20 protein-coding genes are annotated in these 24,736 nt (G+C 69.1%); 10 read left to right on the forward strand and 10 right to left on the reverse strand.

The genetic code is table 11. The annotated features are described in order from the left end of the window. Nucleotides 1-4 precede the first annotated feature (4 nt). The 9 genes from AB0J62_RS29535 to AB0J62_RS29575 all read left to right on the forward strand — a co-directional run bounded on the left by AB0J62_RS29535 (nt 5) and on the right by AB0J62_RS29575 (nt 14,058). Nucleotides 5-994 (forward strand): ABC transporter permease, encoded by a 990-nt coding sequence (locus tag AB0J62_RS29535; protein ID WP_363877863.1) that lies wholly within the window; start codon nt 5-7, stop codon nt 992-994. Next, complete coding sequence (locus tag AB0J62_RS29540) at nt 994-2,865, forward strand: dipeptide/oligopeptide/nickel ABC transporter permease/ATP-binding protein (protein WP_363877865.1); 1,872 nt, start codon at nt 994-996, stop codon at nt 2,863-2,865. Before AB0J62_RS29535 ends, AB0J62_RS29540 begins: the two co-directional genes overlap by 1 nt. Beyond that, the gene (locus tag AB0J62_RS29545) at nt 2,862-3,863 is read left to right on the forward strand and encodes an ABC transporter ATP-binding protein (RefSeq protein ID WP_363877867.1); all 1,002 of its coding nucleotides are present in this window, start codon (nt 2,862-2,864) and stop codon (nt 3,861-3,863) included. Before AB0J62_RS29540 ends, AB0J62_RS29545 begins: the two co-directional genes overlap by 4 nt. Next, nucleotides 3,860-7,174: a serine hydrolase gene (locus AB0J62_RS29550; RefSeq protein ID WP_363877869.1), complete on the forward strand. Its 3,315-nt coding sequence runs from the start codon at nt 3,860-3,862 to the stop codon at nt 7,172-7,174. The genes AB0J62_RS29545 and AB0J62_RS29550 overlap by 4 nt, the downstream gene beginning before the upstream one ends. Then, on the forward strand, nt 7,171-8,292 hold the full coding sequence (locus tag AB0J62_RS29555) for a M20 family metallopeptidase (protein ID WP_363877871.1): 1,122 nt from the start codon (nt 7,171-7,173) through the stop codon (nt 8,290-8,292). Before AB0J62_RS29550 ends, AB0J62_RS29555 begins: the two co-directional genes overlap by 4 nt. Beyond that, complete coding sequence (locus AB0J62_RS29560) at nt 8,289-9,155, forward strand: GNAT family N-acetyltransferase (RefSeq protein ID WP_363877873.1); 867 nt, start codon at nt 8,289-8,291, stop codon at nt 9,153-9,155. The genes AB0J62_RS29555 and AB0J62_RS29560 overlap by 4 nt, the downstream gene beginning before the upstream one ends. Further along, nucleotides 9,155-10,252, forward strand: a complete 1,098-nt coding sequence (gene menC, locus AB0J62_RS29565) for an o-succinylbenzoate synthase (protein ID WP_363877875.1) — start codon at nt 9,155-9,157, stop codon at nt 10,250-10,252. Before AB0J62_RS29560 ends, menC begins: the two co-directional genes overlap by 1 nt. Before the next feature lie 71 nt (nt 10,253-10,323). Then, nucleotides 10,324-11,994 (forward strand): helix-turn-helix domain-containing protein, encoded by a 1,671-nt coding sequence (locus tag AB0J62_RS29570; protein ID WP_363877877.1) that lies wholly within the window; start codon nt 10,324-10,326, stop codon nt 11,992-11,994. A gap of 270 nt (nt 11,995-12,264) precedes the next feature. After that, the gene (locus AB0J62_RS29575; protein WP_363877879.1) at nt 12,265-14,058 is read left to right on the forward strand and encodes a hypothetical protein; all 1,794 of its coding nucleotides are present in this window, start codon (nt 12,265-12,267) and stop codon (nt 14,056-14,058) included. Nucleotides 14,059-14,758: 700 nt separating this feature from the next. Here the strand turns inward: AB0J62_RS29575 and AB0J62_RS29580 are convergent. The 4 genes from AB0J62_RS29580 to AB0J62_RS29595 form a co-directional block, all read right to left on the reverse strand. Further along, a complete protein-coding gene (locus AB0J62_RS29580) occupies nt 14,759-15,568 on the reverse strand; it encodes an NAD(P)-dependent oxidoreductase (RefSeq protein ID WP_363877881.1) in 810 nt (269 codons plus the stop codon). Between the two features lie 9 nt (nt 15,569-15,577). Further along, nucleotides 15,578-15,766 (reverse strand): hypothetical protein, encoded by a 189-nt coding sequence (locus tag AB0J62_RS29585; protein ID WP_363877883.1) that lies wholly within the window; start codon nt 15,764-15,766, stop codon nt 15,578-15,580. A 288-nt stretch (nt 15,767-16,054) separates the two neighbouring features. Then, complete coding sequence (locus AB0J62_RS29590) at nt 16,055-17,014, reverse strand: electron transfer flavoprotein subunit alpha/FixB family protein (RefSeq protein WP_363877885.1); 960 nt, start codon at nt 17,012-17,014, stop codon at nt 16,055-16,057. Between the two features lie 17 nt (nt 17,015-17,031). Continuing rightward, complete coding sequence (locus AB0J62_RS29595) at nt 17,032-17,814, reverse strand: electron transfer flavoprotein subunit beta/FixA family protein (protein WP_363877887.1); 783 nt, start codon at nt 17,812-17,814, stop codon at nt 17,032-17,034. A 156-nt stretch (nt 17,815-17,970) separates the two neighbouring features. On the opposite strand from AB0J62_RS29595, the gene AB0J62_RS29600 reads away from it, so the two are divergent. Beyond that, a complete protein-coding gene (locus tag AB0J62_RS29600) occupies nt 17,971-18,702 on the forward strand; it encodes a class I SAM-dependent methyltransferase (protein WP_363877890.1) in 732 nt (243 codons plus the stop codon). Here AB0J62_RS29600 and AB0J62_RS29605 read toward each other — a convergent pair. The 6 genes from AB0J62_RS29605 to AB0J62_RS29630 form a co-directional block, all read right to left on the reverse strand. Continuing rightward, the gene (locus AB0J62_RS29605; RefSeq protein WP_363877892.1) at nt 18,689-19,843 is read right to left on the reverse strand and encodes a hypothetical protein; all 1,155 of its coding nucleotides are present in this window, start codon (nt 19,841-19,843) and stop codon (nt 18,689-18,691) included. The genes AB0J62_RS29600 and AB0J62_RS29605 overlap by 14 nt on opposite strands. Before the next feature lies 1 nt (nt 19,844). Further along, complete coding sequence (locus AB0J62_RS29610; RefSeq protein ID WP_363877894.1) at nt 19,845-20,762, reverse strand: acyltransferase; 918 nt, start codon at nt 20,760-20,762, stop codon at nt 19,845-19,847. A 21-nt stretch (nt 20,763-20,783) separates the two neighbouring features. After that, on the reverse strand, nt 20,784-21,734 hold the full coding sequence (locus AB0J62_RS29615) for a methyltransferase domain-containing protein (protein WP_363877896.1): 951 nt from the start codon (nt 21,732-21,734) through the stop codon (nt 20,784-20,786). Continuing rightward, nucleotides 21,734-22,513 carry an enoyl-CoA hydratase-related protein gene (locus tag AB0J62_RS29620; protein WP_363877898.1) on the reverse strand — a complete coding sequence of 260 codons (780 nt, stop codon included), beginning with the start codon at nt 22,511-22,513 and terminating at the stop codon, nt 21,734-21,736. Before AB0J62_RS29620 ends, AB0J62_RS29615 begins: the two co-directional genes overlap by 1 nt. 91 nt (nt 22,514-22,604) lie before the next feature. Continuing rightward, on the reverse strand, nt 22,605-23,648 hold the full coding sequence (locus AB0J62_RS29625) for a Gfo/Idh/MocA family oxidoreductase (protein ID WP_363877900.1): 1,044 nt from the start codon (nt 23,646-23,648) through the stop codon (nt 22,605-22,607). After that, nucleotides 23,645-24,670, reverse strand: a complete 1,026-nt coding sequence (locus tag AB0J62_RS29630; RefSeq protein WP_363877902.1) for a Gfo/Idh/MocA family oxidoreductase — start codon at nt 24,668-24,670, stop codon at nt 23,645-23,647. The genes AB0J62_RS29625 and AB0J62_RS29630 overlap by 4 nt, the downstream gene beginning before the upstream one ends. Between the last annotated feature and the right edge of the window lie 66 nt (nt 24,671-24,736).

Consider the following 24,736-nt stretch of genomic DNA (forward strand, 5'->3'; position numbering starts at 1 on the left):
GCCAGTGACGACAACCGCGACGTCAGTCAGCGCCCCGGTCCTTACCACTCACCCGTGGCTCGGCTTCGCCGTACGGCGACTCGGCCGGTTGGTCGGCTCTGTCCTCATCCTGGTCAGTGCTGCGTTTCTCATGATCCACCTGATCCCTGGTGACCCGGTCCGCGGAGCGTTAGGACCTGCTGCCGCACAGAGCCTCGTCGACGCCCAGCGTGCTTCGCTGGGCCTCGACGACCCGCTCTGGCAGCAGTACCTGAACTTCCTGCACCACCTGGTCACCGGCAACCTCGGTACGTCGATCACGACCGGACTGCCCGTTTCCGACGTGATCCGGGACCGCCTGCCCGCCACAGTCGAGCTGGCCGTCGCAGCGTTCGTCGTGGCGGTGCTGATCGCAGTACCGCTGGGTCTGGCGATGGGTGTCTTGACGAGGGGCGGCCGACGGCCACGGGCCGAGCTGGGCTTCACTTCGACCGCAGTGGTGCTCGCAGCGATTCCTGAGTTCCTGTTGGCCGTTGGCCTCGTCTACGTGTTCGCGGTGACGCTGCACTGGTTCCCGGTCGCAGGGCGCGGCGGCGTCGCGTCGTACGTGCTGCCGGTGTTGTCGCTGGCTGTCGGTCCGGCTGCTGTGCTCGCGCGGATCTGCCGCGTGGAGCTGCTGGCAGTGCTGCAGACCGACTATCTGCGCACCGCCCGCGCAAAGCGACTGCCTGCGCCGGCCATCTACCTGCGGCACGCTCTGCCGAACGCAGTGACCGCCACGATCACACTGGGCGGCCTGCTACTCGGTGGCATGGTCGCCGGGACCGTGCTGGTCGAGAACGTCTTCGGCTGGCCCGGGCTCGGCAGCACGATCGTGTCCTCGATCATCGCGAAGGACTACCCGCTGGTGCAGGGCGTGGTCCTCGTGTACGGCGTCGGCGTACTGCTGGTGAATCTGGCCGTCGACGTGACGCTCGCCCTGCTCGACCCCCGATCCACCATCAGGGAGAGCTGATGCGCCGTTGGATGGCCGTACTGCGGACCCCGGTTGGCGCCGGTGCCGGCCTGCTGCTCCTCGGCGTACTGCTCCTCGCCGTCTTCGCACCGGTCCTGTGGTCACACCAGGCGAACGCGATCGACACCGACCATCTGCTGCAGGGATCGTCCGCGGATCACTGGCTGGGCACCGACAACCTCGGCCGCGACATCTTCTACCGGGTCCTCGTCGCCTCGCGTACGTCGATCCTGCTGGCGCTGCTCGCGACGTCGATCGCTGTCGTCACCGGGCTCGCGCTGGGCAGTGCGCCCGCGATCCTCGGCAAGCGCGGCGGCCGTGCGGCGACCGCTGTGGTGAACATCGCGGTCGCCTTTCCCGGGCTGTTGCTCGCGCTGTTCTTCGCGGTGGTGTTCGGAGTTGGCGCGAAGGGCGCCGTGCTCGCGATCGGCTTCGCGGGTGCGCCGTCGTTCGCGCGGCTGACGCAGACGCTGGTCGCGGGGGTGGCGGAGCGGGACTTCATCGCGGCTGCGCGGATCGCAGGCGTCGGACGGTTCCGGATGCTCGTGCGGCACATCCTGCCGAACATCGCGGAGCCGCTGGTCGTGAACGCGACGATCGGCGCGGGCGGCACGTTGCTCGCGTTCGCCGGGCTGTCGTTCATCGGGCTGGGCGTGCAGCCGCCGGCGTACGACTGGGGCCGGATGCTGGGCGAGAGCCTCAGCGGCATCTACGTGCACCCAGCCGCGGCACTCGCTCCCGGAGTCGCAGTGGTCATTGCAGGGCTGGCGTTCAACCTCTTCGGCGAAGCGGTCGCGAAGGGCTTCGGCGTACAGGTCCCTCGAACGCGGTGGACCGACCGTACGCCGGAGGCCACGCCGGCTCGGGACGACGACAGCGACGCCGTGCTCGTGGTGGAGGACCTGCACGTCACCTTCCCTGGCCCGGTCACACCGGTCCGCGGTGTGAGCTTCACGATCCACAAGGGCGAGATCGTCGGCGTGGTTGGCGAATCCGGCTCCGGCAAGAGCCTCACCGCGCTCGCTGTCGCCCAGCTGATCGAACCGCCGGGCCAGGTGCGCGCGGCCGAGCTCTCGTTCCTGGGCGCTCCACTGCTCGGTCGGCTGCCGGTCCGTAGTACTGCGGCCGTACGGCGACGGCTACTGGGTACGTCGTTCGCCATGGTGTTCCAGGACCCGATGACATCGTTCAACCCGACCAAGCGGATCGGCGTACAACTGGCTGAGGGTGCGCGCGAACATCAAGGCCTCACCCGTCGTGCTGCGATGGACCGGGCGATCGACCGGCTGCGGGCGGTACGGGTACCCGCTGCGGAGCGCCGGGCGCGGCAGTACCCGCACGAGTTCTCCGGCGGAATGCGGCAGCGGGCCATGATCGGTATGGGCCTGATGGGCGCGCCGGCGTTGATCGTCGCCGACGAGCCGACCACCGCCCTCGACGTCACCGTGCAACGGCAGGTACTGCGGTTGCTGGAGACGATCCGAACCGAGGACGACGTCGCGGTGCTGCTGATCAGCCACGACATCAGCGTGGTCGCACAGATCTGCGATCGCGTGCTGGTGATGTACGCCGGGCGCATCGTCGAGGACCTGCCGTCGACGGAGCTGGCCACTGGTGCGCGGCACCCGTACACGCGGGCCTTGCTGGCCGCAGTACCCGATCTGGACACCGCGCTCGACGAACCACTCGCAGTCATCCCAGGGCGTCCGGTGGATCCGGCGCGGATGCCGGAGGGGTGTGCCTTCGCGGCGCGGTGTGCGTTCGCGTCGGACCGGTGCCGGGTCGAGGACCCTGTGCTGATCGATCAGGTGGCGTGCTGGCATCCGCAGGCGCAGGCTGAATACTCGAGCTTCCGGACGGGGCAGCGATGAGCGAACTGCGCTTCGAAGGCGTGACGGTCCGGTACGGACGAGCGCTGACAGCTGTCGACGGCGTCGACCTGACCGTCCCATCAGGACAGGTGGTCGGACTGGTCGGTGAGTCGGGGTCCGGCAAGTCGACGTTGGCGCGTGCTGCGGTCGGATTGGCCGAGCCCGCGGGCGGGCAGATCCTGCTGGACAGCGTACCGCTGCATCATCGGCCGGGGGCGCGGCGTCCGCTGCAGATGGTGTTCCAGGATCCGTACTCCTCACTGGATCCACGGATGACCATCGGCGACTCGATCGCGGAGGCCATGCCGAGAGACTCAAGCAGGCCCAGTCGACGCGACGAGGTGGTGCGGTTGCTCGAGCTGGTCGGACTGGACGCCGACCGCGTGTCGGCGTACCCGGGTGCGTTGTCGGGTGGTCAGCGCCAGCGGGTCGCGATCGCGCGGGCGCTGGCGGGCAAGCCCGAGGTGCTCATCGCCGACGAGATCACCTCGGCTCTGGACGTGTCGATCCAGGGCACTGTGCTGAACCTCGTCCGCACCCTGCAACGCGAACTGCGGTTGTCGATGCTGTTCATCTCGCACAACCTGGCGGTCGTGCGGTACGTCAGCGACATCGTCGCGGTGATGTACTTGGGCCGGATCGTCGAGGTCGGGCCCGCCCACGACGTCCTCGGCAACCCGCAACACCCTTACACCAAAGAGCTTCTCGCGGCGGCTCCGCGGCGCGGTTCGACCTCGTTGCCGCCACCGGACGAGGCCCTGGTCGCCGACGCCGAGCCGGCCGATCCGCATTACCCGCCGGCGGGCTGCCGGTTCCATCCGAGGTGCCCGATCGGTCCGCTGATCCGGACCGACCGCGAGCACTGTCTGACCCTCGATCCCACCGCCGAGGCCGATCACCGTCTGCACCGCGCCGCCTGCCACCACGCAGCCGGCGTACTGCGGGCCGTCGGCTCGAACCCGCCTGTGCTCATGCAACTCAAGGAGGACTCCCAGTGACACGTCTGCGCATCGACGACCTGACCGAGCTTGAAGTACCGGAGCAGCCGGCGCTGTCACCGGACGCCGCCCAGCTCGTGTATGTCCTCCGGACTACCGACGCGAAGGCCGACCGGACGCTGCGGAGCCTGTGGCGGATCCCTGCCTCCGGTGGTACGCCGCATCAACTCACGCGCGGCGAGGCGGACTCGACACCGGTCTGGTCACCGGACGGGACGCAACTGGCGTTCTTGCGGGCCAAGGACGGTTCAGCACAGATCTGGGTGCTGCCGGCCGGAGGCGGTGAGCCGGAGCAGCTCACTACGCTGCCGCTGGGCGCGGGAACACCGAACTGGAGTCCTGACGGGACGCGGATCGCTTTCTCTGCGCCGGTCGACATCGCTGCCTCCAGTGATAGCGAGCATGCACCGATCGCGACCGAGCGGCTGGACTACCAGGCTGACGGCGCCGGCTGGCTGCGAACAATCCGTAAGCATCTGCACGTGGTGGACGTCGAGTCCAAGGAGTGCCGTCAGTCCACGGAGGGAGACTGGCACGCCGGCGACCCGGCCTGGTCACCAGACGGCGCGAAGCTGGCGTTCGGCGCTGCCACCGCGCCTGACGCGGACCTCACCCCAACAGCTCCTGCCTACGTGCTCGACGCATCGGATCCCAAGGCGAAGCCGCAACTGGTTGGCCTGGCTGACGGACTGACCGGCACGGTGACCTGGACCGCAGACGGCGGCGCACTGCTGATCGTCGGCATGCTCTCAGGACCGGTCGGTCACGCCGGTCTACTGCGGCTCTCATTGGACAGCGGCGACGTGGTGAACCTGGCGGCTCCGCTCGACCGCAACGTGATGTCCGGCGGAGCGGCGTACCCGGGTGCTCAGCCGACGCTCACGGACAACGGACGCACTGTCCTGTTCGCGGCCCGGGATCGCGGGTGCACGCACCTGTACTCCGTCCCCGTTGAGGGCGGCACGCCTCAGCGCGTGTTCGGCGAGCCTGGACAGGTCGTGTCCGGGCTGTCCGTTGCCGCGGGTGTGGCGACGTTCGCGGTGACCACGCCCACGTCGTTCGGGGAGATCGTCACACTCGATCTGACAACTGGTACGGCGACCACGCGGACGACGTACGGCGAGAAGGACGTGTTTGTCCGGGTGGAGCGCGAGTTCACCATCTCTGATGGGACTGTGGTCTCGGGCTGGCTGGTTCGCGACCCTGCCGCCGAAGGATCGCAGCCGCTGCTGCTGGACATCCACGGCGGTCCGCACAACGCGTGGAACGCGGCGGCCGACGAGGTGCACCTCTACCACCAGGAGCTCGCCGCCCACGGATGGACTGTGCTGCTGCTCAACCCCCGTGGCAGCGACGGGTACGGCGAGGAGTTCTTCAACGCCGCGCTCGGCGCCTGGGGTACGGCAGACGCGCGCGACTTCCTCGAACCCCTCGACGAACTGGTTGCCGAGGGCATCGCTGACCCCGATCGGCTGGCCGTAGCCGGCTACAGCTATGGCGGGTTCATGACCTGCTACCTGACCAGCCGCGACAACCGGTTCGCTGCAGCGGTCACCGGCGGTGTGGTCAGCGACCTCACCAGCATGGCCGGTACGTCGGACATGGGCCACTTCCTCGACGTGTACGAGCTCAACAGCGCCACCGACTACAGCTCCATGTCGCCGTTCGCCGAGGTCAGCAAGGTGGCCACTCCGACGCTCATCCTGCAGGGCGACGCCGACGTACGCTGCCCAGTCGGACAGGCACAGCAATGGCACACTGCACTGCGCGAGAACGGCGTACCGAGTCAGCTGGTGCTGTACCCGGAGGCCAGTCACCTGTTCATCGTCGAGGGCCGTCCGTCCCATCGCCTCGACTTCAACCGGCGCATCCGCGACTGGGTCGAGCAGTACGCCGGTGACGCGAGCGGTCCGCGCCGGGCGAAGATCGACGCGGCGCACTGGCAGCGTCGACTCACCACGCTGGCTGCGCGGCACGGCGTACCGGGTGCGACGCTCGGGATCCTGCGGGTGCGGCCGGGAGTGGAAGACGAACTGGTGGAGGCGGCGACCGGCGTACTGAACAAGGACACCGGAGTGGCGACCACGACCGAGTCGGTCTTCCAGATCGGTTCTATGTCGAAGGTCTGGACCGCGACGCTCGCACTGCAGCTCGTCGACGAAGGACTGCTCGAGCTGGACGCACCGATCAGCCAGGTGATCCCCGAGCTGCAGCTGGGCGATCCGGACGTCGCCAAGCAGGTGACGATGCGGCACCTGCTCACGCACACCAGCGGGATCGACGGCGACGTGTTCACCGACACGGGTCGGGGCGACGACTGCCTGGAGAAGTATGTCGACCTGCTCGCGGACGTCGTACAGAATCACCCGCTCGGGGCGACCTGGTCGTACTGCAACTCCGGCTTCTCATTAGCGGGTCGCGTGATCGAGAAGCTGACCGGCTCTACCTGGGACCAAGCGCTGCGGGACCGGATCATCACACCGCTCGGACTGCAGAACACGGTCACGCTGCCGGAAGAGGCACTGCTCCGATCGGCCGCGGTCGGGCACGTCAGCGAAGGCGAAGAGGAGCCCAAGCGCGCACCGGTCTGGGGACTCCCCCGCTCCCTGGGACCGGCCGGACTGATCACGTCGACGGCGGCGGACGCGCTGGCGTTTGCCCGACTCCACTTGAACGGTGGTGTGGCACCTGACGGCACTCGCCTGCTCAGCGAGGCCTCGGTGACGGCGATGGCCGAGCAGCAGGCGGAGCTGCCCGACAAGTACTCGCTCGGTGACTCGTGGGGGCTGGGCTGGATCCGGTTCGGCTGGGACGGCCGACGGCTGATCGGCCACGACGGCAACACGATCGGCCAGGCCGCGTTCCTGCGGGTGCTGCCGGACGAGGGGCTGGCCGTCGTACTGCTGACGAACGGCGGCCACACGCGTGACCTGTACGAGGACCTCTACCGGGAGATCTTCGGTGAGCTGGCCGACGTCTCGATGCCCACGCCGCTCGCTCCCCCGGCAGAGCCTCCTGTTGTCGACGTACGCCGGCACGTGGGCCGGTACGAACGCGCCAGCACGATTCAGGAGGTGCTGGTCGACGACGAGGGCCCGCTGCTGCGGATGACGCTCACCGGACCGCTGGCCGAGCTGCTGCCGGAGCCGACCGAGGAGCTGCGCATGACTCCGGTCGACGAGAGCGGTGACCTGTTCGTGGTCCGGGCGCCCGGTGCGCTCACGTGGACTCCGGTGACGTTCTACTCGCTGCCAACCGGCGAGAAGTACCTGCACTTCGGGGTCCGCGCTACGCCGAAGGTCGGCGGATGACCGAGCTGGTCGAGCAGTTCGCGGCCCGGTTGCCGCAGCTGCTCGCGGATCTCGAAACCCTGGTGACGTGTGAGTCGCCGTCGTCGGATGTCGCGGCGGTGGCTCACAGCGCGGACGTCGTGGCCCAGCTCGGAGCGGAGCGGCTCGGGTCCAAACCGGAGTACGTCGTGGTTGACGGCTGCACGCACCTGCGCTGGCGGCTCGGTGACGGGCCGCGGCGGGTCCTGGTTCTCGCACACCACGACACCGTCTGGCCTGTTGGCTCGCTGACCACGCATCCGTTCACGAACGAGGACGACGTACTGCGAGGGCCGGGCTGCTTCGACATGAAAGCCGGCCTGGTGATGGCACTGCATGCGATCTCCACATTGCCGTCGGCAACCGTCACACTGCTGGTGACCGGCGACGAGGAACTGGGTTCGCCGTCGTCCAGGGAGCTGATCGAGACGGAGGCGGCTGGTTGTTCGGCCGCTCTGGTGCTGGAGGCGTCGGCCGATGCCGGTGCGCTGAAGCTCGAGCGGAAGGGCGTCTCTGTCTACGAGGTGCGCATCACCGGGCGGGCCGCGCACGCGGGCCTGGAGCCCGAGCTCGGCATCAACGCCTCGGTCGAAGCCGCGCATCAAGTGCTTGCCATCAGCAACCTTGGCAATGTTGACCTCGGTACAACGGTGACGCCGACCGTGCTGACCTCGGGGACGACGCGGAACACCGTGCCGGCGACCGCTTACTTCTTCGTCGACGCGCGGGCTTGGACCGTCGAGGAGCAACTGCGAGTGGACGAGGCGATGCACGCGCTCCGACCGGTTCTGCCCGGGAGCTTACTGGAGATCATCGGCGGACCGAACCGGCCGCCACTCGAGCGCAAGATGTCCGAGGAGCTCTACGCGCGAGCTTCCCGGCTCGCAATCGATCTGGGGCTGCCGGCGCTGCGCTCGGTCGCGGTCGGCGGCGGATCGGACGGCAACTTCACGGCCGGCATCGGTACTCCGACTCTCGACGGACTGGGCGCTGTCGGTGGTGGCGCCCATGCCGACGACGAACACGTCCTGGTCGCCGAACTCGCCCCGCGGACGGCGTTGCTGGCCGCGCTGATCGCCGACCTGCTGGACACGCCATGACGCTCGATCTGAGCCCGTCGATTGCCGCCGCTACGGAGGCGGGTCTCGATGCGGCGGCTGCGGCCGGAGTGCGGGTGCGCGAGTTGCGGGAGCTGTCGGAGCTCGACGAGGTCTACCGCTTGTACGACTCGATCTGGCGGCCGGACCCGAGCAATCCGCCGGTGACGACCGAGCTGTTGCGGGCGTTGACGAAGGCCGGCAACTACGTGGGCGGCGCGTACGACGGCGACGAGTTGATCGGCGCCTGCGTCGGGTTCTTCTCGGCCCCGGCGGAGGTCTCGATGCACAGCCACGTCGCCGGGGTGTCGGGATCGGCGCGCGGGCGCAACGTCGGGTTCGCGCTCAAGCTGCATCAGCGCGCCTGGGCGCTGCGCCGAGGAGTGTCGTCGATCTCGTGGACGTTCGATCCGCTGATCCGGCGCAACGCGTACTTCAACGTGGCGAAGCTCGCGGCGCAGCCGACGGAGTACCTGACGAACTTCTACGGCGATATGCGCGACGGGATCAACAGCGGCGACGACACCGATCGGTTGCTGGTGCGCTGGAAGCTCGATGCCCCGGCTGTCGGTGCCGCCGCGGCTCGCCGGGCCGTTTCGACCGATGTCGGGTTGATGCCTGAGGCAACGGTCGCGCTGGCGTGCGGGGCGGATGGGTGGCCATCGCTTGCCGGTCCCGCGGGCGACGGCGTCGTGCTGATCGCCGTACCGCCTGATGCCGAGGGGTTGCGGCGTACCGATCCGGGTGCTGCGAAGGCGTGGCGGGCCGCGTTGCGTGAGGTGCTGGGCGGGTTGCTGGCGGAGGGTGCGCGGGTGACCGGGTTCGATCGGTCCGGGTGGTACGTCGTCGCGCAGAAGGGGTTGTGATGAAGCTGACCGGATTCGAACTGCGGCGGATCTCGATGCCGTTGGTATCGCCGTTCCGGACCTCGTTCGGCACCGAGACGACGCGGGACGTGCTGCTCGTGCGCGCCGTGAGTACGGAAGCCGAGGGGTGGGGCGAGTGCGTCGCGATGAGCGGGCCGCTGTACTCGTCGGAGTACGTCGACGCGGCGGCCGACGTACTGCGGCGGTTCTTCGTGCCCGCGCTGGCCTCGGTGGAGTCCGCAGTCGGGGTCGGGCCGGCGTTGAGCCGGTTCCACGGGCACCGGATGGCGAAGGCCGCGGTCGAGACCGCCGTACTCGATGCCGAGTTGCGGGCCGAGAACCGTCCCTTGGCTCGCGAGCTGGGCGCCGTGCGGGACCGGGTGCCGTGCGGCGTGTCGGTCGGGATCATGGACTCGATCGGCGAATTGCTCGACGCGGTCGGCGGGTATCTCGAGCAGGGGTACGTGCGGATCAAGCTGAAGATCCAGCCCGGGTGGGACATTGAGCCGGTGCGCGCGGTGCGTGAGCAGTTCGGCGACATCCTGCTGCAGGTCGACGCCAACACGGCGTACACGCTGGCCGACGCGCGCCACCTGGCGCGGCTCGATCCCTTTGATCTGCTGCTGATCGAGCAGCCGCTGGACGAGGAGGACGTGCTCGGGCATGCGGACCTGGCTCAGCAGATCAGCACTCCGGTGTGCCTCGACGAATCGATCACATCGGCGCGCGCGGCGGCCGCTGCGATCCGGCTGCGTGCCTGCGCGATCGTCAACATCAAGCCAGGTCGCGTCGGCGGGTATCTGGAGGCGCGCCGGATCCACGACGTCTGCGTTGCCAACGACATCCCGGTCTGGTGCGGCGGCATGCTCGAAACCGGCATCGGCCGAGCCGCGAACGTTGCCCTCGCCGCACTCCCCGGTTGCACGCTGCCCGGCGACACGTCGGCCTCGGACCGGTACTACCGGACCGACATCACCCCGCCGTTCACGCTCGACAACGGGTACCTGCCGGTGCCGACCAGCGCCGGCATCGGGATCGAGCCGCTCGAGGCCGAACTGGCCGCGGTGACCACGAGCACCGAATGGCTGCCGCTCTGACGCTCGGGCTGCCGCTTCAACGCTTAGGGTGCTGCTCCGACGCTTAGGCTGGGGGCTCTCGGAGGTGATCGGTGACGAATCGACCGCGGGCAAGCCTCGGCCGGGTTCTCGACGACCTGGGCGCGACCTTGCTGGAGCTCGTGCACGGGGAACCGGATCGGCCGGCGGAGATCGGCGGCATCGTCATCCTCGATCCGCTCGACGAGCCCGTGCTCCCCTCGCACGCCCTCGTCCTCGGCGTCGGGCTGCACGAGCCCGACCGGATCGCCGACGTACTGCGTGATCTCGGCCGTCAGCAGGCCGCCGGGCTGGTCGTCCGCTCCCCCATCGCGGCCGGCGACCTCTTGGCGGCCGCGGTGGCCGAGTCCGGAGTCGCCCTGCTGGCGTTGACTCGCGGCGCGTCGTGGGACCAGCTCGCCGTACTGCTGCGGTCTCTCCTCGCCGACGGCGACGTCGGTGAAGTGCAGACGCTCGCGGGCATGCCGTCCGGTGACCTGTTCGCGCTCGCCAACGCGACCGCCGCGCTGCTCGACGCACCGGTCACGATCGAGGACCGCAGCTCCCGCGTGCTGGCGTTCTCCGGTCGGCAGGACGAGGCCGACACCGCGCGGGTGGAGACCGTGCTCGGCCGTCAGGTGCCGCAGCGGTATTTCCGGCTGCTGACGGAGTACGGCATCTTCCGCGAGCTCTACCGCACGGACCGCCCGGTGCACGTCCCGCCGTTGCCGACGACCGGCGAGACGTTCACGATCCCGCGGGTCGCCGTCGCGGTCCGCGCCGGCGACGAGATTCTTGGCTCGATCTGGGCTGCCGTCCGCGACCCGCTGACCGCCGAGCGCTCCCAGGCTCTTTGCGACGCTGCGAAATTAGTTGCCTTGCACATGCTCCGCATCCGCGCCGGTGCCGATGTCGAACGCCGCCTGCGCGCCGACCTCGTCAGTACGGCGTTGGAAGGCGGACCCGGCGCACGCGCTGCGCTGGACCGGTTGGGTCTGGCCGACCAGCACCTCGTCGTACTCGCATTGGGGATCATCGCCTTCGACTCGGAAGACTCCCTTGTTCAGACCGACGAATCGCTGGTCAGTCAGGCCGGACTGGCCGGGGAGCGTCAGCGGCTGGCTGATGCGTTCGCCATGCACCTGGGGGCTGTGCACCCCAGGGCAGCCGCTGCGTTGGTCGGGGATGTCGCTTATGGGCTGATCCCGGTACGGCCGGACCGGTCCGACGGCGAGGAGCGCGCCGTACGCATCGGCAAGCACTTCCTCGAACGAATCGGCGATCGCGTCACCGCCAGCATCGGCGTCGGCCCGGTCGTCGCTGAGGCCGCGCATCTACCCAATGCCCGTGCTGGTGCCGACCGTGCTCTGCGGGTACTGCGAACCGGCCGCGGCGCGCCACGGGTCGCCCGGCTCGCGGATGTCCACGTCGACACGCTTCTACTCGAGCTGCGCGACCTGATCGAAGCGCGGGGCGACGAGCCGACCGGTCCGATCGCCCTTCTCGTCGCGTACGACCGCCAGCACAACACCGACCTGGTCGAGACCCTGCGGGCATGGCTCGACGCCTTCGGCGATGTCGCGGCGGCTGCTGCGGCGGTATACGTGCACCCCAACACCTTCCGGTACCGCCTACGCCGGCTGGCCGAGGTCGGCGGGCTGGACCTCGACGACCCCGACTCCCGCTTCGCAGCCATGCTCCAACTCCGCCTGGTCAGCCCACCCCACCGCCTAATGACCCGCTGACCGGCCTGGTCAGCCCACCGCACCGCCTGATGACCCGCTGACCCACCTGATCAGCCCACCACACCGCCCGACGACCCGCCGACCCACCTGATCAGCCCACCACACCACCCGACGACCCGCCGACCCACCTGATCAGCCCACCACACCACCCGACGACCCGCCGACCCACCCGGCCAGCCCACCACACCACCTGACGACCCGCTGACCCGCCTGATGACCCGCTGACCCGCCATCCTTCCGGAGAGCAATCGCGGACGAGAGACGGGGCACATGACTGACTGGTGGCGGGAACGGCGACAGAACGAGCAGCTCGAAGACCTGCAGAGTGAGATGTCGTATGCGCGGCAGGAGACCTCGCGACTGCAGTCCCAGCTGTCCAAGATCCAGGGTGGTCTCCAGGAGCGCGTCAACCGCCTCTCAACCGCCTTCGACGCCTTCGTAGAGCTATCCGACCTCCGCTACGAGATGTCCGGCTTCCTCAACGCCGCCGAACTACGCCGCTACACCACCCGCGTCCTATCCGCGATGGCTTCCAACACTCCGCTCCCACCCCCCACCAACCCGGTCCCGCAGTACTGGCTGGCCCCGGCCACCGAGGCACTGATCGCACTCACCGGTGGAGAGCGCGATCAGGCGCGCCGTACGGCCATGACGCTCGACGAGCAGACGCCCGATACAGCGAAGGCGCACGACGAGCAGGTGCCCGGTACGGCGATGGGACTCGAGGAGCAGGCGCTCGGTACTGCGATGGGGCTCGACGCGCGTCGTACGGCGACGTTCCTGGTGCTGGCGTTGGCTGCGCTCGGGCAGCGGCATCGGGTACGGAGCGAGTGGCTGGACGTGGCGTTCGGCGTACTCCCGGAGGATGGGACAGTTACCCGGGTCCAGCGCGGACTGTGGGCTACTGCGGCGCGCGGCGGGTTCGGGGCGGACGGTCTCGCGCTGGTGGTGAAGCGGCTGCAGGCGGTCGCACCACCCGCAGACGGCTGGCTACCGAAGCTGGAGAAGCTCGGCGAGACGCCCCGCTCATCCGGCCCCCGCTTCGACGCCGTCGCAAACCAGCTAACCGCAGCCACCCGCCTCGCCCGCCTCCGCTCCGCCATCGAGTCAATCGCCGGCAACCTGGAAGCCCGAGAACCAGCTCCCACCCTCACCTACATCCCGGCCGACGACGACTCCGCCCGTGCCGTTGACCGCGACACCGCTCGTGCCGCGGACCGCGACACCGGACGCAACCCCGGGCGCCGTTCGGGACGTGACACAAGGCGCGACTCCGGGCGAGCCACAGGGCGTGACGCAGGACGTGAGCAGGGTGGCCGTGGGCGAGGTGCGGCTCCGAAGGGTGCGGTTGCGCAGGACAGCACCGCGGCGCTGCTGCGGTTGCTGATCGCCGAAGGGAGCGAGCCGGAGCGTGAGTCGCTGGCGCGCGTCGCCGTACTGCGGGCTCAGATCAGCGGCGCCGGTGAATCCGCTGCCGAGCGGCTCGAGGACCCGGTCGGTACCGTCGAGGAGCTGCTCGCCGACGACCTGAGCCAGAACGACGACCCACATCTGGCGGCGACCGTACTCCGCGTCATCGGCCCGTCGCTTCTGCCTGCCGTCGAGGATCTGGCGCAGATCGCGGGCCAGCCAAGCCCCACGCAGATCGACGTGACCGGCGACGGCCACACGATCGTGATCCGGCCCGACGGCCCCGATCAGCTCCAGCTGAACGCTGCCGTGTCGTCAATCAAACAGTCCGCAGGTGTCGTGTCCGCCGGCAAGTACGCCGTCCCGGCCGTTCTCGTCGGCGTCGGTGCGGTCGTCGCTGTCGGTCTCGGCTTCCTGAACGCGATCTGGATCGTCGCCGGCCTGATCCTGATCGGCATCGGCGCCTTCCACTACTGGAACATCCGCACCGCCGCCAAGGCCGACCAAACCGCAGCCGCCGACCGCGCCACCCGCCTCACCGACCGCTGCACCACAGCCGCCAGCCAACTATCCGACTACACCAACGCCACCAACACCCGCCAAGCCACCATCACCACCAACCTCACCACCATCCGCAACCACCTCACCACCTAACCCGTCCCCCACACCGGCTAGCAATCACGGCCCGAGCCGTGACCGAACGGGGCCGAACCGGACGGGCCGGACAGGGCCGGGGCAGGACCTGCGGACCGGACGGACCGGCGTGGCCAGGCGAGGCGAGGCGAGGCAGCACGGACTGGACCGATGGACGGGACCGGACGGTCGGGGCCCGGGACCGGACGAGGCGAGACGAGGCTCGACGGTCCGGGCAGGATCCGCGGGTCAACCGGGCCGGACCAGCCGGACGGACAAGGCGACACGGATCTGGTGACGCGAACCAGGGCGAGACCGCACCGAACGGCCCGAAGCGGGGACCAGGGCAAGAGCGGCGGGACCAGCCGGCGCTGGGGCCAGCCGGGGCAGGACCGGGCCAGGCCAGCCGTGCCGGACTAGGCGGCCCGGGACCGGGCGAGGCGGACGGACGGGCGGGACCGGGCGAGGCGGGCCTGACGGTCCGGGCAGGATCGGCGGGGCCGACCGGGCCGGGACCAGGCGGCCCGGGACCACGCGAGGCGGATGGACGGGCGGGACCAGGCGGCCCGGGACCACGCGAAAGTCGGACCGGACCACACGGGACCGGGTGACCGGGCCGGACCGGCGGCCAGCCCTGGCGAGAGCGGCGGGGCCAGCCGGGGCCGAGACCATTCCTGGGCAGGACCCCCACGGGCCGGGCGGAAGCGGCGGGCGGGGTTGGCTAGGGGTTTCGCCAGGTGGAGTGGTGGGTCCAGTGGATGAGGGTGGCGGCTTGGGTGGTGTTGTAGAGGGAGGCGGTGCCTGTTAAGGGGGTGTGGATTTTGGTGTAGGGCGAGTAGCGGGACAGGAGGTCTGTGGTCGGCTCGGGGCGGCCGGTGTCTTCGGCGGCGATTACGAGGGTGACGTAACGGGTGTGGGTGCGGGGGTGGAGCGCGAGGATGCAGGCTCGGGCGGCTTCGTGGAGGTCTACGTAGCCCCAGAGGTTGCGGCGGTTGTCTTCCGGTGGGGCGTCGGCGATGTAGCGGCGTACCTCGTCCGGGGTGAGGATCCAGTGGAAGCGCAGGGCGGTGACCTGTACGCCGCGGCGGGCGTACGTCTGGCCCATGCGTTCTAGGACGTCCTTGGTGAGCGCGTACGGGTCGACGTAGCGGAGCTCGGTGTTCTCGTCGATCGGGACGTCCGGCGTACCGATCTCGTCCGGGGACCAGGCGGTGCCGTAGATCGAGCCGCTGGAGGCGAGCACCGCGGTACGGATGCCTTGCGTCCAGGCTTCTTCCAGGGCGTTGAACGTCGTGATCGTGTTGATCTCGAAGAGGCGGACCGGCTCGATGTTCTCGGGACTGGCGATGCCGGCACAGTGGACGATCGCGTCGGCTCCGCGCAGCGAACGGGCGACTGCATCGCGATCCATCAGATCGACAGGGTCAGGGCCGGTGAGGTCGGCTTCGATCACCTCGTGACCGGCGGCGATCAACTGCCGGCAGACCTCCGCACCCAGCTTGCCTCGTGCACCACTGACCCAGATCCGCATCGCCGCATGCTAGCCCGCGCACACCGGCAGCCGCCCTCGGGCGCCGACCCGGCTGAAGTGCGGCCGGCCCGAATCCCGCCAGTCCGAATGCCGCCGGCCCACTGCAGCCGGCGCTGCGACCGGTCCGAACCCGGTCATCGCCTCGATCAACGCCGTCGCCGTTGCGCTCCCGGTCTGGAATCCGCCCAGCTCGTCCACGAGCTGCTCCCCACCCAACGCGCGAGGCACCGACCCGGTGCTGACCAAGGACGGCGGTGCCGATGGGCCGAATGCGGACGGCCCGGCTCCAATTCGGCCGACCCGAATGCCCGGCCGAATCCCGCCGGACCGAATCCCCGCCGGACCGAATCCTGCCGGACCGAATGCCGGCCGTTCGAATGCCGCCGGTCTGATTCCCGCCGGTCAGGCTCGAATGGGGACGCCCGGCTCGGGAGGGGGACCGAGCCGGGCGTCTGTCGTGAGGTCAGGTTGTGGACCTCGTGGGTGTCAGGACTTGCGCTTGGTGACTTCTTCGGTGGCCGTCGGGAGGACCTTGTGGAGGTCGCCGACGACGCCGAAGTCGACCAGTTCGAAGATCGGGGCCTCGGGGTCCTTGTTGACCGCGACGATCGTCTTCGAGGTCTGCATGCCGGCGCGGTGCTGGATCGCGCCGGAGATGCCGGCCGCGACGTACAGCTGCGGGGACACGGTCTTGCCGGTCTGACCGACCTGGTACGCGTGCGGGTACCAACCCGAGTCCACCGCGGCGCGCGAGGCACCGACGGCCGCACCCAGCGAGTCCGCGAACGCCTCGACCGGACCGAAGTCACCACCGGTGCCGCGACCGCCGGACACGATGATCGCGGCCTCGGTCAGCTCCGGACGACCCGTCGCCTCCCGCGGCTTGGACTCGGTGATCCGCGCCGTCTTCGCCGCGTCCGAGATCGACACGTCGAACTCCTCGACCTCCGGAGAGGTTTCTGCGGCCTCGGGCGTCGCGGCGTTCGGCTTGACCGTGATGATCGGCGTGCCGTGGGTGATCTTCGACTTGACCGTGTAGTTGCCCGCGAACACCGACTGCGTGGTCACCGGGCCACCACTGTCACCGGCCTGCACGTCGACGGCGTCAGTGATCAGCCCGGAGTCGAGCTTGACCGCCAGCCGGGCGGCGATCTCCTTGCCCTCGGCGTTCGACGAGATCAGGATCGCCGACGGCTCGACCTTCGCCGCAACCTGCTGCAACGCCTCGGCCTTCGGCGCGACCAGGAACTGCGAGAGCTCCGGGTTCGACAGGGCAATCACCTTGGTCGCGCCGTACTGCCCCAGTGCCGGGAGTGCGTCCTGCACACCCTCACCGACGAACACCGCGACGGGCTCACCGAGGCGGCGGGCGATCGTAAGGAGCTCGGCAGTCGTCTTGCGGACCTTGCCCGCGGCGTGGTCGACCAGAACCAGAACGTTCGACATAACTAAGACCCCGCTCCTCAGAGGAACTTGTTCGTGGACAGGAACTCGACCAGCTCGGCGGCACCGCTGCCGTCCTCGTCGGTCACGATCGTGCCGGCGCTGCGCGGCGGACGAGCGGTCACCTCGACCACCTCGGTCCACGCCGACGAGCCGCCGACCTGGTCAGCGGTCAGCTCCAGATCGGCCAGCGACCAGGTCTCGACCGGCTTCTTCTTCGCCGCCATGATGCCCTTGAACGACGGGTACCGCGGCTCGTTCGCCTGGTCCGACACCGACAGGACCAGTGGCAGCGTGCCCTCGATCGTCTCGCTCGCGGTGTCACCGTCGCGGCGGATCCGGACGGTCTGCCCGTCGACGGTCACCTCCGAGCCCAGCGTCACAGCCGGCAGCCCGAGCCGCTCCGACACCATCGCCGGCACGACACCCATGCCGCCGTCGGTCGAACCCATCCCGAACACGACCAGGTCGGCCTCGAGCTTGGCCAGCGCCTTCGACAGGATCAGCGATGTCGCGACCGCGTCCGAACCGTGGATCGCGTCGTCGACCACATGCACGCCGGCATCGGCGCCCATCTGCAGGCCCTTCTTCACCGCGTCAGCAGCCTGCTCCGGGCCGACGGTGAGAATCGTCACCTCACCGTCGCCCGACTCCTTCACGGTGAGCGCGGTCTCGACGGCATACTCGTCCAGCTCGGACAACAGCCCGTCGACACCGGCGCGATCCACCGTGTTGTCCTCGGAGCGGAAGCGGCGGTCCGCCGTGGCATCCGGCACGAACTTCGCGCAGACGACGATCTTCATAGCGTGTGGGACCCCTTCTGGTTAACGGTCTCTCCCAAGCCTGCCACGGATGTTACCCGCGAGAAACATACGCCTCGTGCGAGTCCCATCACAGTCCCGGCACCGCGGAGGGCACGATCAGACCCTCCCTCGGTCCGACTCAGTAGTCTGACTCGGGTGACCGAGACGTTACCGCTCACCGGCGAGAGGACCGCACCCGGGATCTGGCACGAGAACTATTGGTTCGCGCGCCACGACGCGGCCTATCGCTGGATCACGGCCCATCTGCCGATCGAGCGGACCGGCCGGATCCTCGACGCCGGCTGCGGCGAGGGCTACGGCGCGGAGCTGCTGCGCCTGGCGGGCGGCGCGGACTCCGTGACCGGTCTCGACTATGAACATACGACGTTGCGGCACGTCCGCCGGGTTTATCCACAGACCAATGTCGTGCGCGGCAATCTCGTGCAGACGCCGTTCGCGGACAGCGCGTTCGGCTTCGTCACCTCGATGCAGACGATCGAGCACCTGTGGGAGCAGCCGCGGTTCATCGCGGAGTGCGCGCGCATCCTCGCGCCGGGTGGGACGGTCGTCCTGAGTACGCCGAACCGCCTGACCTTCCCGAGCGGGAACTGGTACCACACCCACGAGCTGACGGCGGCCGAGTTCATCGAACTGCTCGAGCCGTACTTCGCCATCACGCACGCGCTCGGACTCCACCACGGCGAACGGCTCACGTCGTGGGAGACGCAGTACGGATCGTGTGTGGATGCGCAGCTCGCCGCCGAGCACGGCCAGTGGGACGACAACCTGGCCGCGCTCGTGCGGAGCACCACCTACGAGGATTTCGAGATTCGCCCCGGTCAGCTGGACGAATCTCTCGACCTCATCGTGGTGGCTACGGGCGGATGACCCGCTCGACGATCTTGCCGGCGATCAGGTAGACCAGCGCCGCGATACCCCAGTTGACGAGCAGAGTGTTCTTCGCGGTCTCGAGCCGGAACAGATCCTTGAACGGGCCGACCAGCTCGTGACCGCGCTCGAGGATCCAGCGCACGATCTCGTTGCTCTGGTTGGTCTGGTCCAGCGCGGTGAACAGCGCACCGAGCGCCAGTACGGCGGCCGCGAGCACCGCGATCAACCAGATCAGCGAGGCGATCAGGTTGCGCAGCTTGCGCACACCGGAGCCGACCGAGGACAGCGCCTGCTTCCCCTTGCCGGAACCCGATCCCGATGCGCCACCCCGGGCCGTCGGCGGTTTGTTGCCTGAGGCACCGGTCGGGCCGGAGGCCTTGCCGCCCGGCTTACCCGCAGCGGCCGCCGACCCGGTTGCGCCGGTCGAGCCGGTCGCGGCGCCCGCAGTCGCGGCCGGCTCCTTCGCAGCAGCGTCCTTGGTCGCGGCCGGCTGATCGGCTGCGGCATCCTCCGAGGCGGCCGCACCCGATGAGGCCTCGGCCGCCGCCTTCTCCCGCGCCCGCTGCTCGGCCACGATCTCGGCCGCGGTCTTCGGCCGGGCCGTCTTCGTCGCCGTACCCCCGCCACTCGAGGCAGCCGCGGCCGCGTCAGTCGCCGTACCCGCGTCCTTGTCCGGCGTCACGTCCGCCTTGGCGGCCGTTCCCTTCTCGTCCTGCGTACCCACGTCGTCCATCTCCTCAGCCGGGGTCCGTTCCTCGTCCGTGGCCACCGAGCCCACGCTGTCCGCCTTCTCGACCGGGTCGAGATCAGCTTCGGTCGGTGCGGCCGGCGGTCTCCTACGCCGACTGACCGGGACCGGGCGCGGCGACAACCGGCGGCGGGCACCCGCCACCGGGGCCGGCGCCGCTGTGCTGCCGTCTGCTGCCTGTGCTTCCGAGCTCATACCTGCATTCACGCCCATGTCTGGTTCGTTTGTTTCAAGCACTGGTTCCAACGTAGCGCTACCGGGTGCTGCGACGATCGGCACCGGGTCGACGGCGCGCGTCCTGGCCTGCGTGATCGAGCCGTCGGCCGCGGCCTGGTCGAGCAACGACCGGCCTGCCGGATCCGCCGGATCGATCGCAGCCGGGTCCGCCACGCTACTTCTCCTCTCCGACGCTCAACCGGTCGTGGGCGTCCGACCGGACGTGGGGGCCATAGTGCCCGACTGGTGAGTAACTTGAGAACCCCTCACGGTCCTCTTTTTCACCATCTGCTTCTACCTCATCACCACCCGCATCCCCCTCACCGACGCTCCGGGGAACCGCGGGCGGGTTTTCGGAAGCAGGCGGAACGGACGCCTCCACAGACTCGACAGACTCGACAGACTCAACAGGCGGAGCGCCGGCGTGCAGCTGAGCAGTCGTCCGGTCGTTGGCCGCGGCGAGGCCGGCCAGGTATTTACGGCGTTCGGCGCCCGCCATGTACCGCTTCGTGCGGTCGGCCTGCACGACCGCCGGGACGCCGGCAGCCACGGCGTACGCCGGGATGTTGCCTCGGGCAACACTGTTGGCGCCGATCACCGCGCCGCGGCCGATGTCGGCACCGCGCGTGACGGTCACCTTCGTGGCCAGCCAGCAATCGGGACCGATGCGGACCGGGGACTTCACCAGGCCCTGGTCCTTGATCGGCAGGTCGAGGTCCTCGGTCTTGTGGTCGAAGTCGCAGATGTAGGTCCAGTCCGCGATCAGTGTCGACGCGCCGATCTCGATGTCCAGGTAGCAGTTGACGGTGACGTCGCGCGCGAACACGACCTTGTCGCCGATCCGCAACGTCCCCTCGTGCGCCCGCAGCCGGGTCTCGTCACCGAGGTGCACCCACTTGCCGAGGATGATCCGGCCGTGACCGCGGCGCGCCACGATCTCCAGATGCTTACCCAGGAAAACGAAACCCTCGGTGATCACCTGCGGGTGGCGCAGCTTGAACCAGGCGAACCGCCAGTAGCGCTTGAGGTAGTACGGCGTCCACGCCCGGTGGCGCACCACCCAGCGCAGATTCGCCACGGACAGCAACCGCATCAACACACCCTACTGCTTGTCCTACTCCTTGTTACTGACCCCGGTGATCGAGACGTTGTAGTACAGCTCATCCGGCACGACGGTGGAAAGCACCTTGTCGACCTTGGACAGCTGCAGCCACGACTTGTACGCGAACATCCGCCAGCCGAACCCGAGCTTCTGCTCCGGTACGGCGGCCTCGAACGTCCGGATCGGCCACCCGACCCACGCCGCCAGCAACTCCTCCGTGACGGTGCGAACCTGCGAAGCACCCGCCCGCGTCGCCATCCGCGCCAGCGTGTCCGGGTCGAACGTGTGCAGATCGACGACGGCCTCGAGCGCGGCCGCCCGCGAGGACTCGTCGAGCTCGGACTGCGGCCGTCGCCAGTTCGCCAGGGCCGGCAGCTTCGTCACGTTCGTCGTCGCCCACCACGTGAAGCGGGACAGTCGCCGCGCAACGAAATCGCCGTACCGCGTGGGCTCGCCGCAGATCACGAACCGGCCGCCCGGCTTGAGCACGCGCAGCATCTCGCGGAACGCCAGCTCCACATCCGGGATGTGGTGGATGACCGCGTGCCCGATGACGAGGTCGAACGTGTCGTCGTCGTACGGCAGCTTTTCCGCGTCCGCGACCTGGCCCTCGATCGCGAATCCGAGCGTCTTCGCATTCTTCTTCGCCGCCTCGACCATGCCCGGCGAGAGGTCGGTGACGTGCGCCTCGTCGAGTACGCCGGCCAGCTTCAGGTTCAGCGTGAAGAAGCCCGTACCGGCGCCGATCTCGAGCGACTTCCCGTACGGCCAGCCGCGCGAGCCGGCGACCGCGGTGAAGCGGTCCCGGGCGTAGTCGACGCAGCGTTCGTCGTACGAGATCGACCACTTCTCGTCGTACGTCGACGCTTCCCAATCGTGGTAGAGCACCTGGGCGAGCTTGTTGTCGTTCCAGGCCGCCTCGACATCTTCGGCGGACGCGGCGGGCTTCGAAGTAGCAGACATCACTTTCCCTTGAATTCAGCTTTACCGGGACCGTTCTCGACGAACGACGTCATGCCGATCGAGCGGTCCTCGGTGGCGAACAGCGCGGCGAACTGCTGCCGCTCGATCTCCAGCCCGGTGGTCAGGTCGACGCCCAGTCCGGAGTCGATCGATTCCTTGGCCGCGCGCAGCGCCATCGCCGCGCCCCGCGAGAACTGCGAGGCCCACGCAACCGCTTCTTCATAGACGGAAGCGGCCGGCACGACCTTGTCGACCAGCCCGATCGCGAGCGACTCGGCGGCGTCGACGAAGCGACCCGTGTAGATCAGGTCCTTGGCCTTTGACGGGCCGACCAGACGGGACAGGCGCTGCGTACCGCCGGCGCCCGGGATGATGCCGAGCAGGATCTCCGGCTGGCCGAGTTTGGCGTCGTCCGCGGCGATCCGGTAGTCGGCGCAGAGCGCGAGCTCGCAACCGCCGCCCAGCGCGTACCCGGTGATCGCGGCAACGGTCGGCTTCGGGATCGCGGCGACCGCGGAGAGCGACGACTGCAACGGACCGGAGCGCTTGGCCATGTCTGCGTACGACATGTCGGCCATCTCCTTGATGTCCGCGCCGGCCGCGAACACCCGCTCGCCGCCGTAGATCACGACCGCACGGACGACGTCGTCCTCGGCCGCCGCGGTGGCGGCGGCCCGGATCTCCTCCTGGACCTGGACGTTCAGTGCGTTCATCTTCGGCCGATCCAGCCGGATCGTGCCAACCCCATCACTCACGGTCAGGTTGACGAACTCGCCCATAACCCAGCTCCCTACGGTTCCCGGGGACTACCCATCGGTCACATCCCCGGGAACCGTACCGGACCAGAGCAAGCCGGTGTACTACGGGCTTCTAAAGATCGACGGCCTGGCCGGAAGCCGCGGAGCGACGGGCTGCGTCGACGATGCGGAGGGTGCGGAGGCCTACAGCGCCGTCTGGCTGGGGTACTACGGCCGGCGGCCGGCCGGCGACGGCCGGTCCGGACGTACGGACCGCGTCCAGGAAGGTGTCGAGCATGGACTCGTCGAGGTTGCCGCCGATGCCCAGGAACACCTCGCCGTTGGCGTCCGTGCCACCCACGTGTGGGCGGAACGGCTCGATCTCGACCGAACCGTTGGTGCCGGTCACCTGCAGCGAGACGCCGCCCCAGGTCGGACCGTTGTCCGGGACACTCCAGGAGAAGTCGATGGTTGCCAGCAGCCCGTTGTCGTAGTTGATCGTCACCAGACCGCCGGTCTCCACCTCCACCCCCTTGTCCTGGTGCAGGATCCGGTTCGACGCGGCGTACACGCGGGTGGCGGACGCACCGCCGGTCAGACCGTCGATCAGGTCGGCGCAATGCACGGTGTGGTCGACCATGGCGCCTCCACCGGCCTGCTTGGCGTCGACGAACCACTGCCGCGCGGCGTACGGGATCTTCCCGTTGTTCGTTCCCAGTACTGCGAAGACGTCGCCGAGCCGGCCGGCCTCGACGTTCGCCCGGAGCTGCAGGTACGACGGCGCGAACCGGACCGGGTACGCGATCATCAGGATGACTCCGGCCGCCTCGCACGCTGCGAGCATCGCCTCGCCGTCGGCGACCTCGGTGGCCAGCGGCTTCTCGCACAGCACGTGTGCACCGACAGAGGCAGCACGCTCGACCAGTGCGCGGTGGCCGGCGTTCTCGGACGTCACGATGACGGCGTCGGGTCCCCACGCGAACAGTTCGTCGTACGTGTCGACGTACGGGACGCCGAACGCCTCGGCAAGCGCCGCACCGCGCGGTCCCTCGTCCGGTGCGGACGCACCGTCAGGGTCAGCGGCCAGTACTTCGACGTCCGGCATCGCAGCGAGCAGATGCGCATACGAGCCGGCGTGAACGTGGGCAAACGAGGCCAGAGCAACCTTCAGGGTCATGCCACTGCTCCACTCGAGACGAAGGTCTTCATGTCGATCGGCTGGCCGGACTCCATCGACGCACGCGCCGCCTCGGCCAGGTAGACAGCGGTCGCGCCGTCGGACGCGAGCACCCGCGGCTCCGGTCCTCCGCGCAGCCCGATCGCCAGCTCACGCAGCTGTGTGAGGTAGGGGCTCTCCCCCAGCGTCGACGCCGGAATCAGCAGGTCGCCGCCGGCACCGCCGTTCTGCAGCTCTTCCCGGTAGCCGGTGTCGGCGTCCGAGGCGAACTTCAGTACGCCGGTCGACCCCGCCACCTGGAACCCGGTCTGGAACGTCGTACCCGTCGCTCCCCAGGTCGCGCGGCAGTGGCTGATCGCACCGCTCTCGTGCGTGAGCGTCACGTGCGCCGCCACGTTGACCGGGCTGATGCCGTCGACGGTCGGCGGGTTCTGCACGGCGTACACCGCCGTGACCTCGCCGCACAGCCAGCGTGCCTGGTCGAGGTCGTGCACCATCAGGTCCATGATCACGCCGCCGGAGTGCGCGACGTCGCGGTACCAGCCGGCACCGGCCGGGGAGGACGCCTGCCGGTAGAACCGCGCCACCGCGACCTCACCGATCCGCCCGGCCTGGATCGCGTCGTACGCCGCCTTGTACGCCGGGAAGAACCGCACCACGTGCGCCGGGTACAACCGGACGCCGGCCGCGTTCGCCGCGTCGATCACCTCGTGCGAGTCGGCCGCCGTCAGCGTCAGCGGCTTCTCGCAGATCACGTTCTTGCCCGCCTTGATCGCGGCCAGCGTGATCTCCTTGTGCGTCGCCGACGGTGTGATGATGTCGACGAACTCCACCTCCGTGGCGAGCAGCTCGTCCCGTGACGGCACGACCTCCAGCCCGTACTCCTCCGCCAGCTCCTCGGCGCCTTCCAGCGAATACACCAGGACCCGGGCCCCGACGGCCTTCCACGCGGCCACGTGCACGTGGCTGATGTTGCCCGCGCCGATCAGACCCACGGTCAGACCGGCAAGCTCTTCCGACATGAGATCCCCTACAACCCTGTGGGTAAATTAGTAACGGTCCCTGCGTATCACTGCGCACAGGCGTTC

The organism is Kribbella sp. NPDC049584 (assembly GCF_040675555.1).
Classification (GTDB): domain Bacteria; phylum Actinomycetota; class Actinomycetes; order Propionibacteriales; family Kribbellaceae; genus Kribbella.

What these genes read in the sequence shown, in the direction of transcription:
- AB0J62_RS29540 (WP_363877865.1), top strand. Translation starts at nt 994, where the DNA reads ATGCGCCGTTGGATGGCCGTACTGCGGACCCCGGTTGGCGCCGGTGCC.
- AB0J62_RS29545 (WP_363877867.1), top strand. Translation starts at nt 2,862, where the DNA reads ATGAGCGAACTGCGCTTCGAAGGCGTGACGGTCCGGTACGGACGAGCG.
- AB0J62_RS29555 (WP_363877871.1), top strand. Translation starts at nt 7,171, where the DNA reads ATGACCGAGCTGGTCGAGCAGTTCGCGGCCCGGTTGCCGCAGCTGCTC.
- AB0J62_RS29560 (WP_363877873.1), top strand. Translation starts at nt 8,289, where the DNA reads ATGACGCTCGATCTGAGCCCGTCGATTGCCGCCGCTACGGAGGCGGGT.
- menC (WP_363877875.1), top strand. Translation starts at nt 9,155, where the DNA reads ATGAAGCTGACCGGATTCGAACTGCGGCGGATCTCGATGCCGTTGGTA.
- AB0J62_RS29575 (WP_363877879.1), top strand. Translation starts at nt 12,265, where the DNA reads ATGACTGACTGGTGGCGGGAACGGCGACAGAACGAGCAGCTCGAAGAC.
- AB0J62_RS29580 (WP_363877881.1), bottom strand. Translation starts at nt 15,568, where the DNA reads ATGCGGATCTGGGTCAGTGGTGCACGAGGCAAGCTGGGTGCGGAGGTC.
- AB0J62_RS29590 (WP_363877885.1), bottom strand. Translation starts at nt 17,014, where the DNA reads ATGTCGAACGTTCTGGTTCTGGTCGACCACGCCGCGGGCAAGGTCCGC.
- AB0J62_RS29595 (WP_363877887.1), bottom strand. Translation starts at nt 17,814, where the DNA reads ATGAAGATCGTCGTCTGCGCGAAGTTCGTGCCGGATGCCACGGCGGAC.
- AB0J62_RS29610 (WP_363877894.1), bottom strand. Translation starts at nt 20,762, where the DNA reads ATGCGGTTGCTGTCCGTGGCGAATCTGCGCTGGGTGGTGCGCCACCGG.
- AB0J62_RS29615 (WP_363877896.1), bottom strand. Translation starts at nt 21,734, where the DNA reads ATGTCTGCTACTTCGAAGCCCGCCGCGTCCGCCGAAGATGTCGAGGCG.
- AB0J62_RS29620 (WP_363877898.1), bottom strand. Translation starts at nt 22,513, where the DNA reads ATGGGCGAGTTCGTCAACCTGACCGTGAGTGATGGGGTTGGCACGATC.
- AB0J62_RS29625 (WP_363877900.1), bottom strand. Translation starts at nt 23,648, where the DNA reads ATGACCCTGAAGGTTGCTCTGGCCTCGTTTGCCCACGTTCACGCCGGC.
- AB0J62_RS29630 (WP_363877902.1), bottom strand. Translation starts at nt 24,670, where the DNA reads ATGTCGGAAGAGCTTGCCGGTCTGACCGTGGGTCTGATCGGCGCGGGC.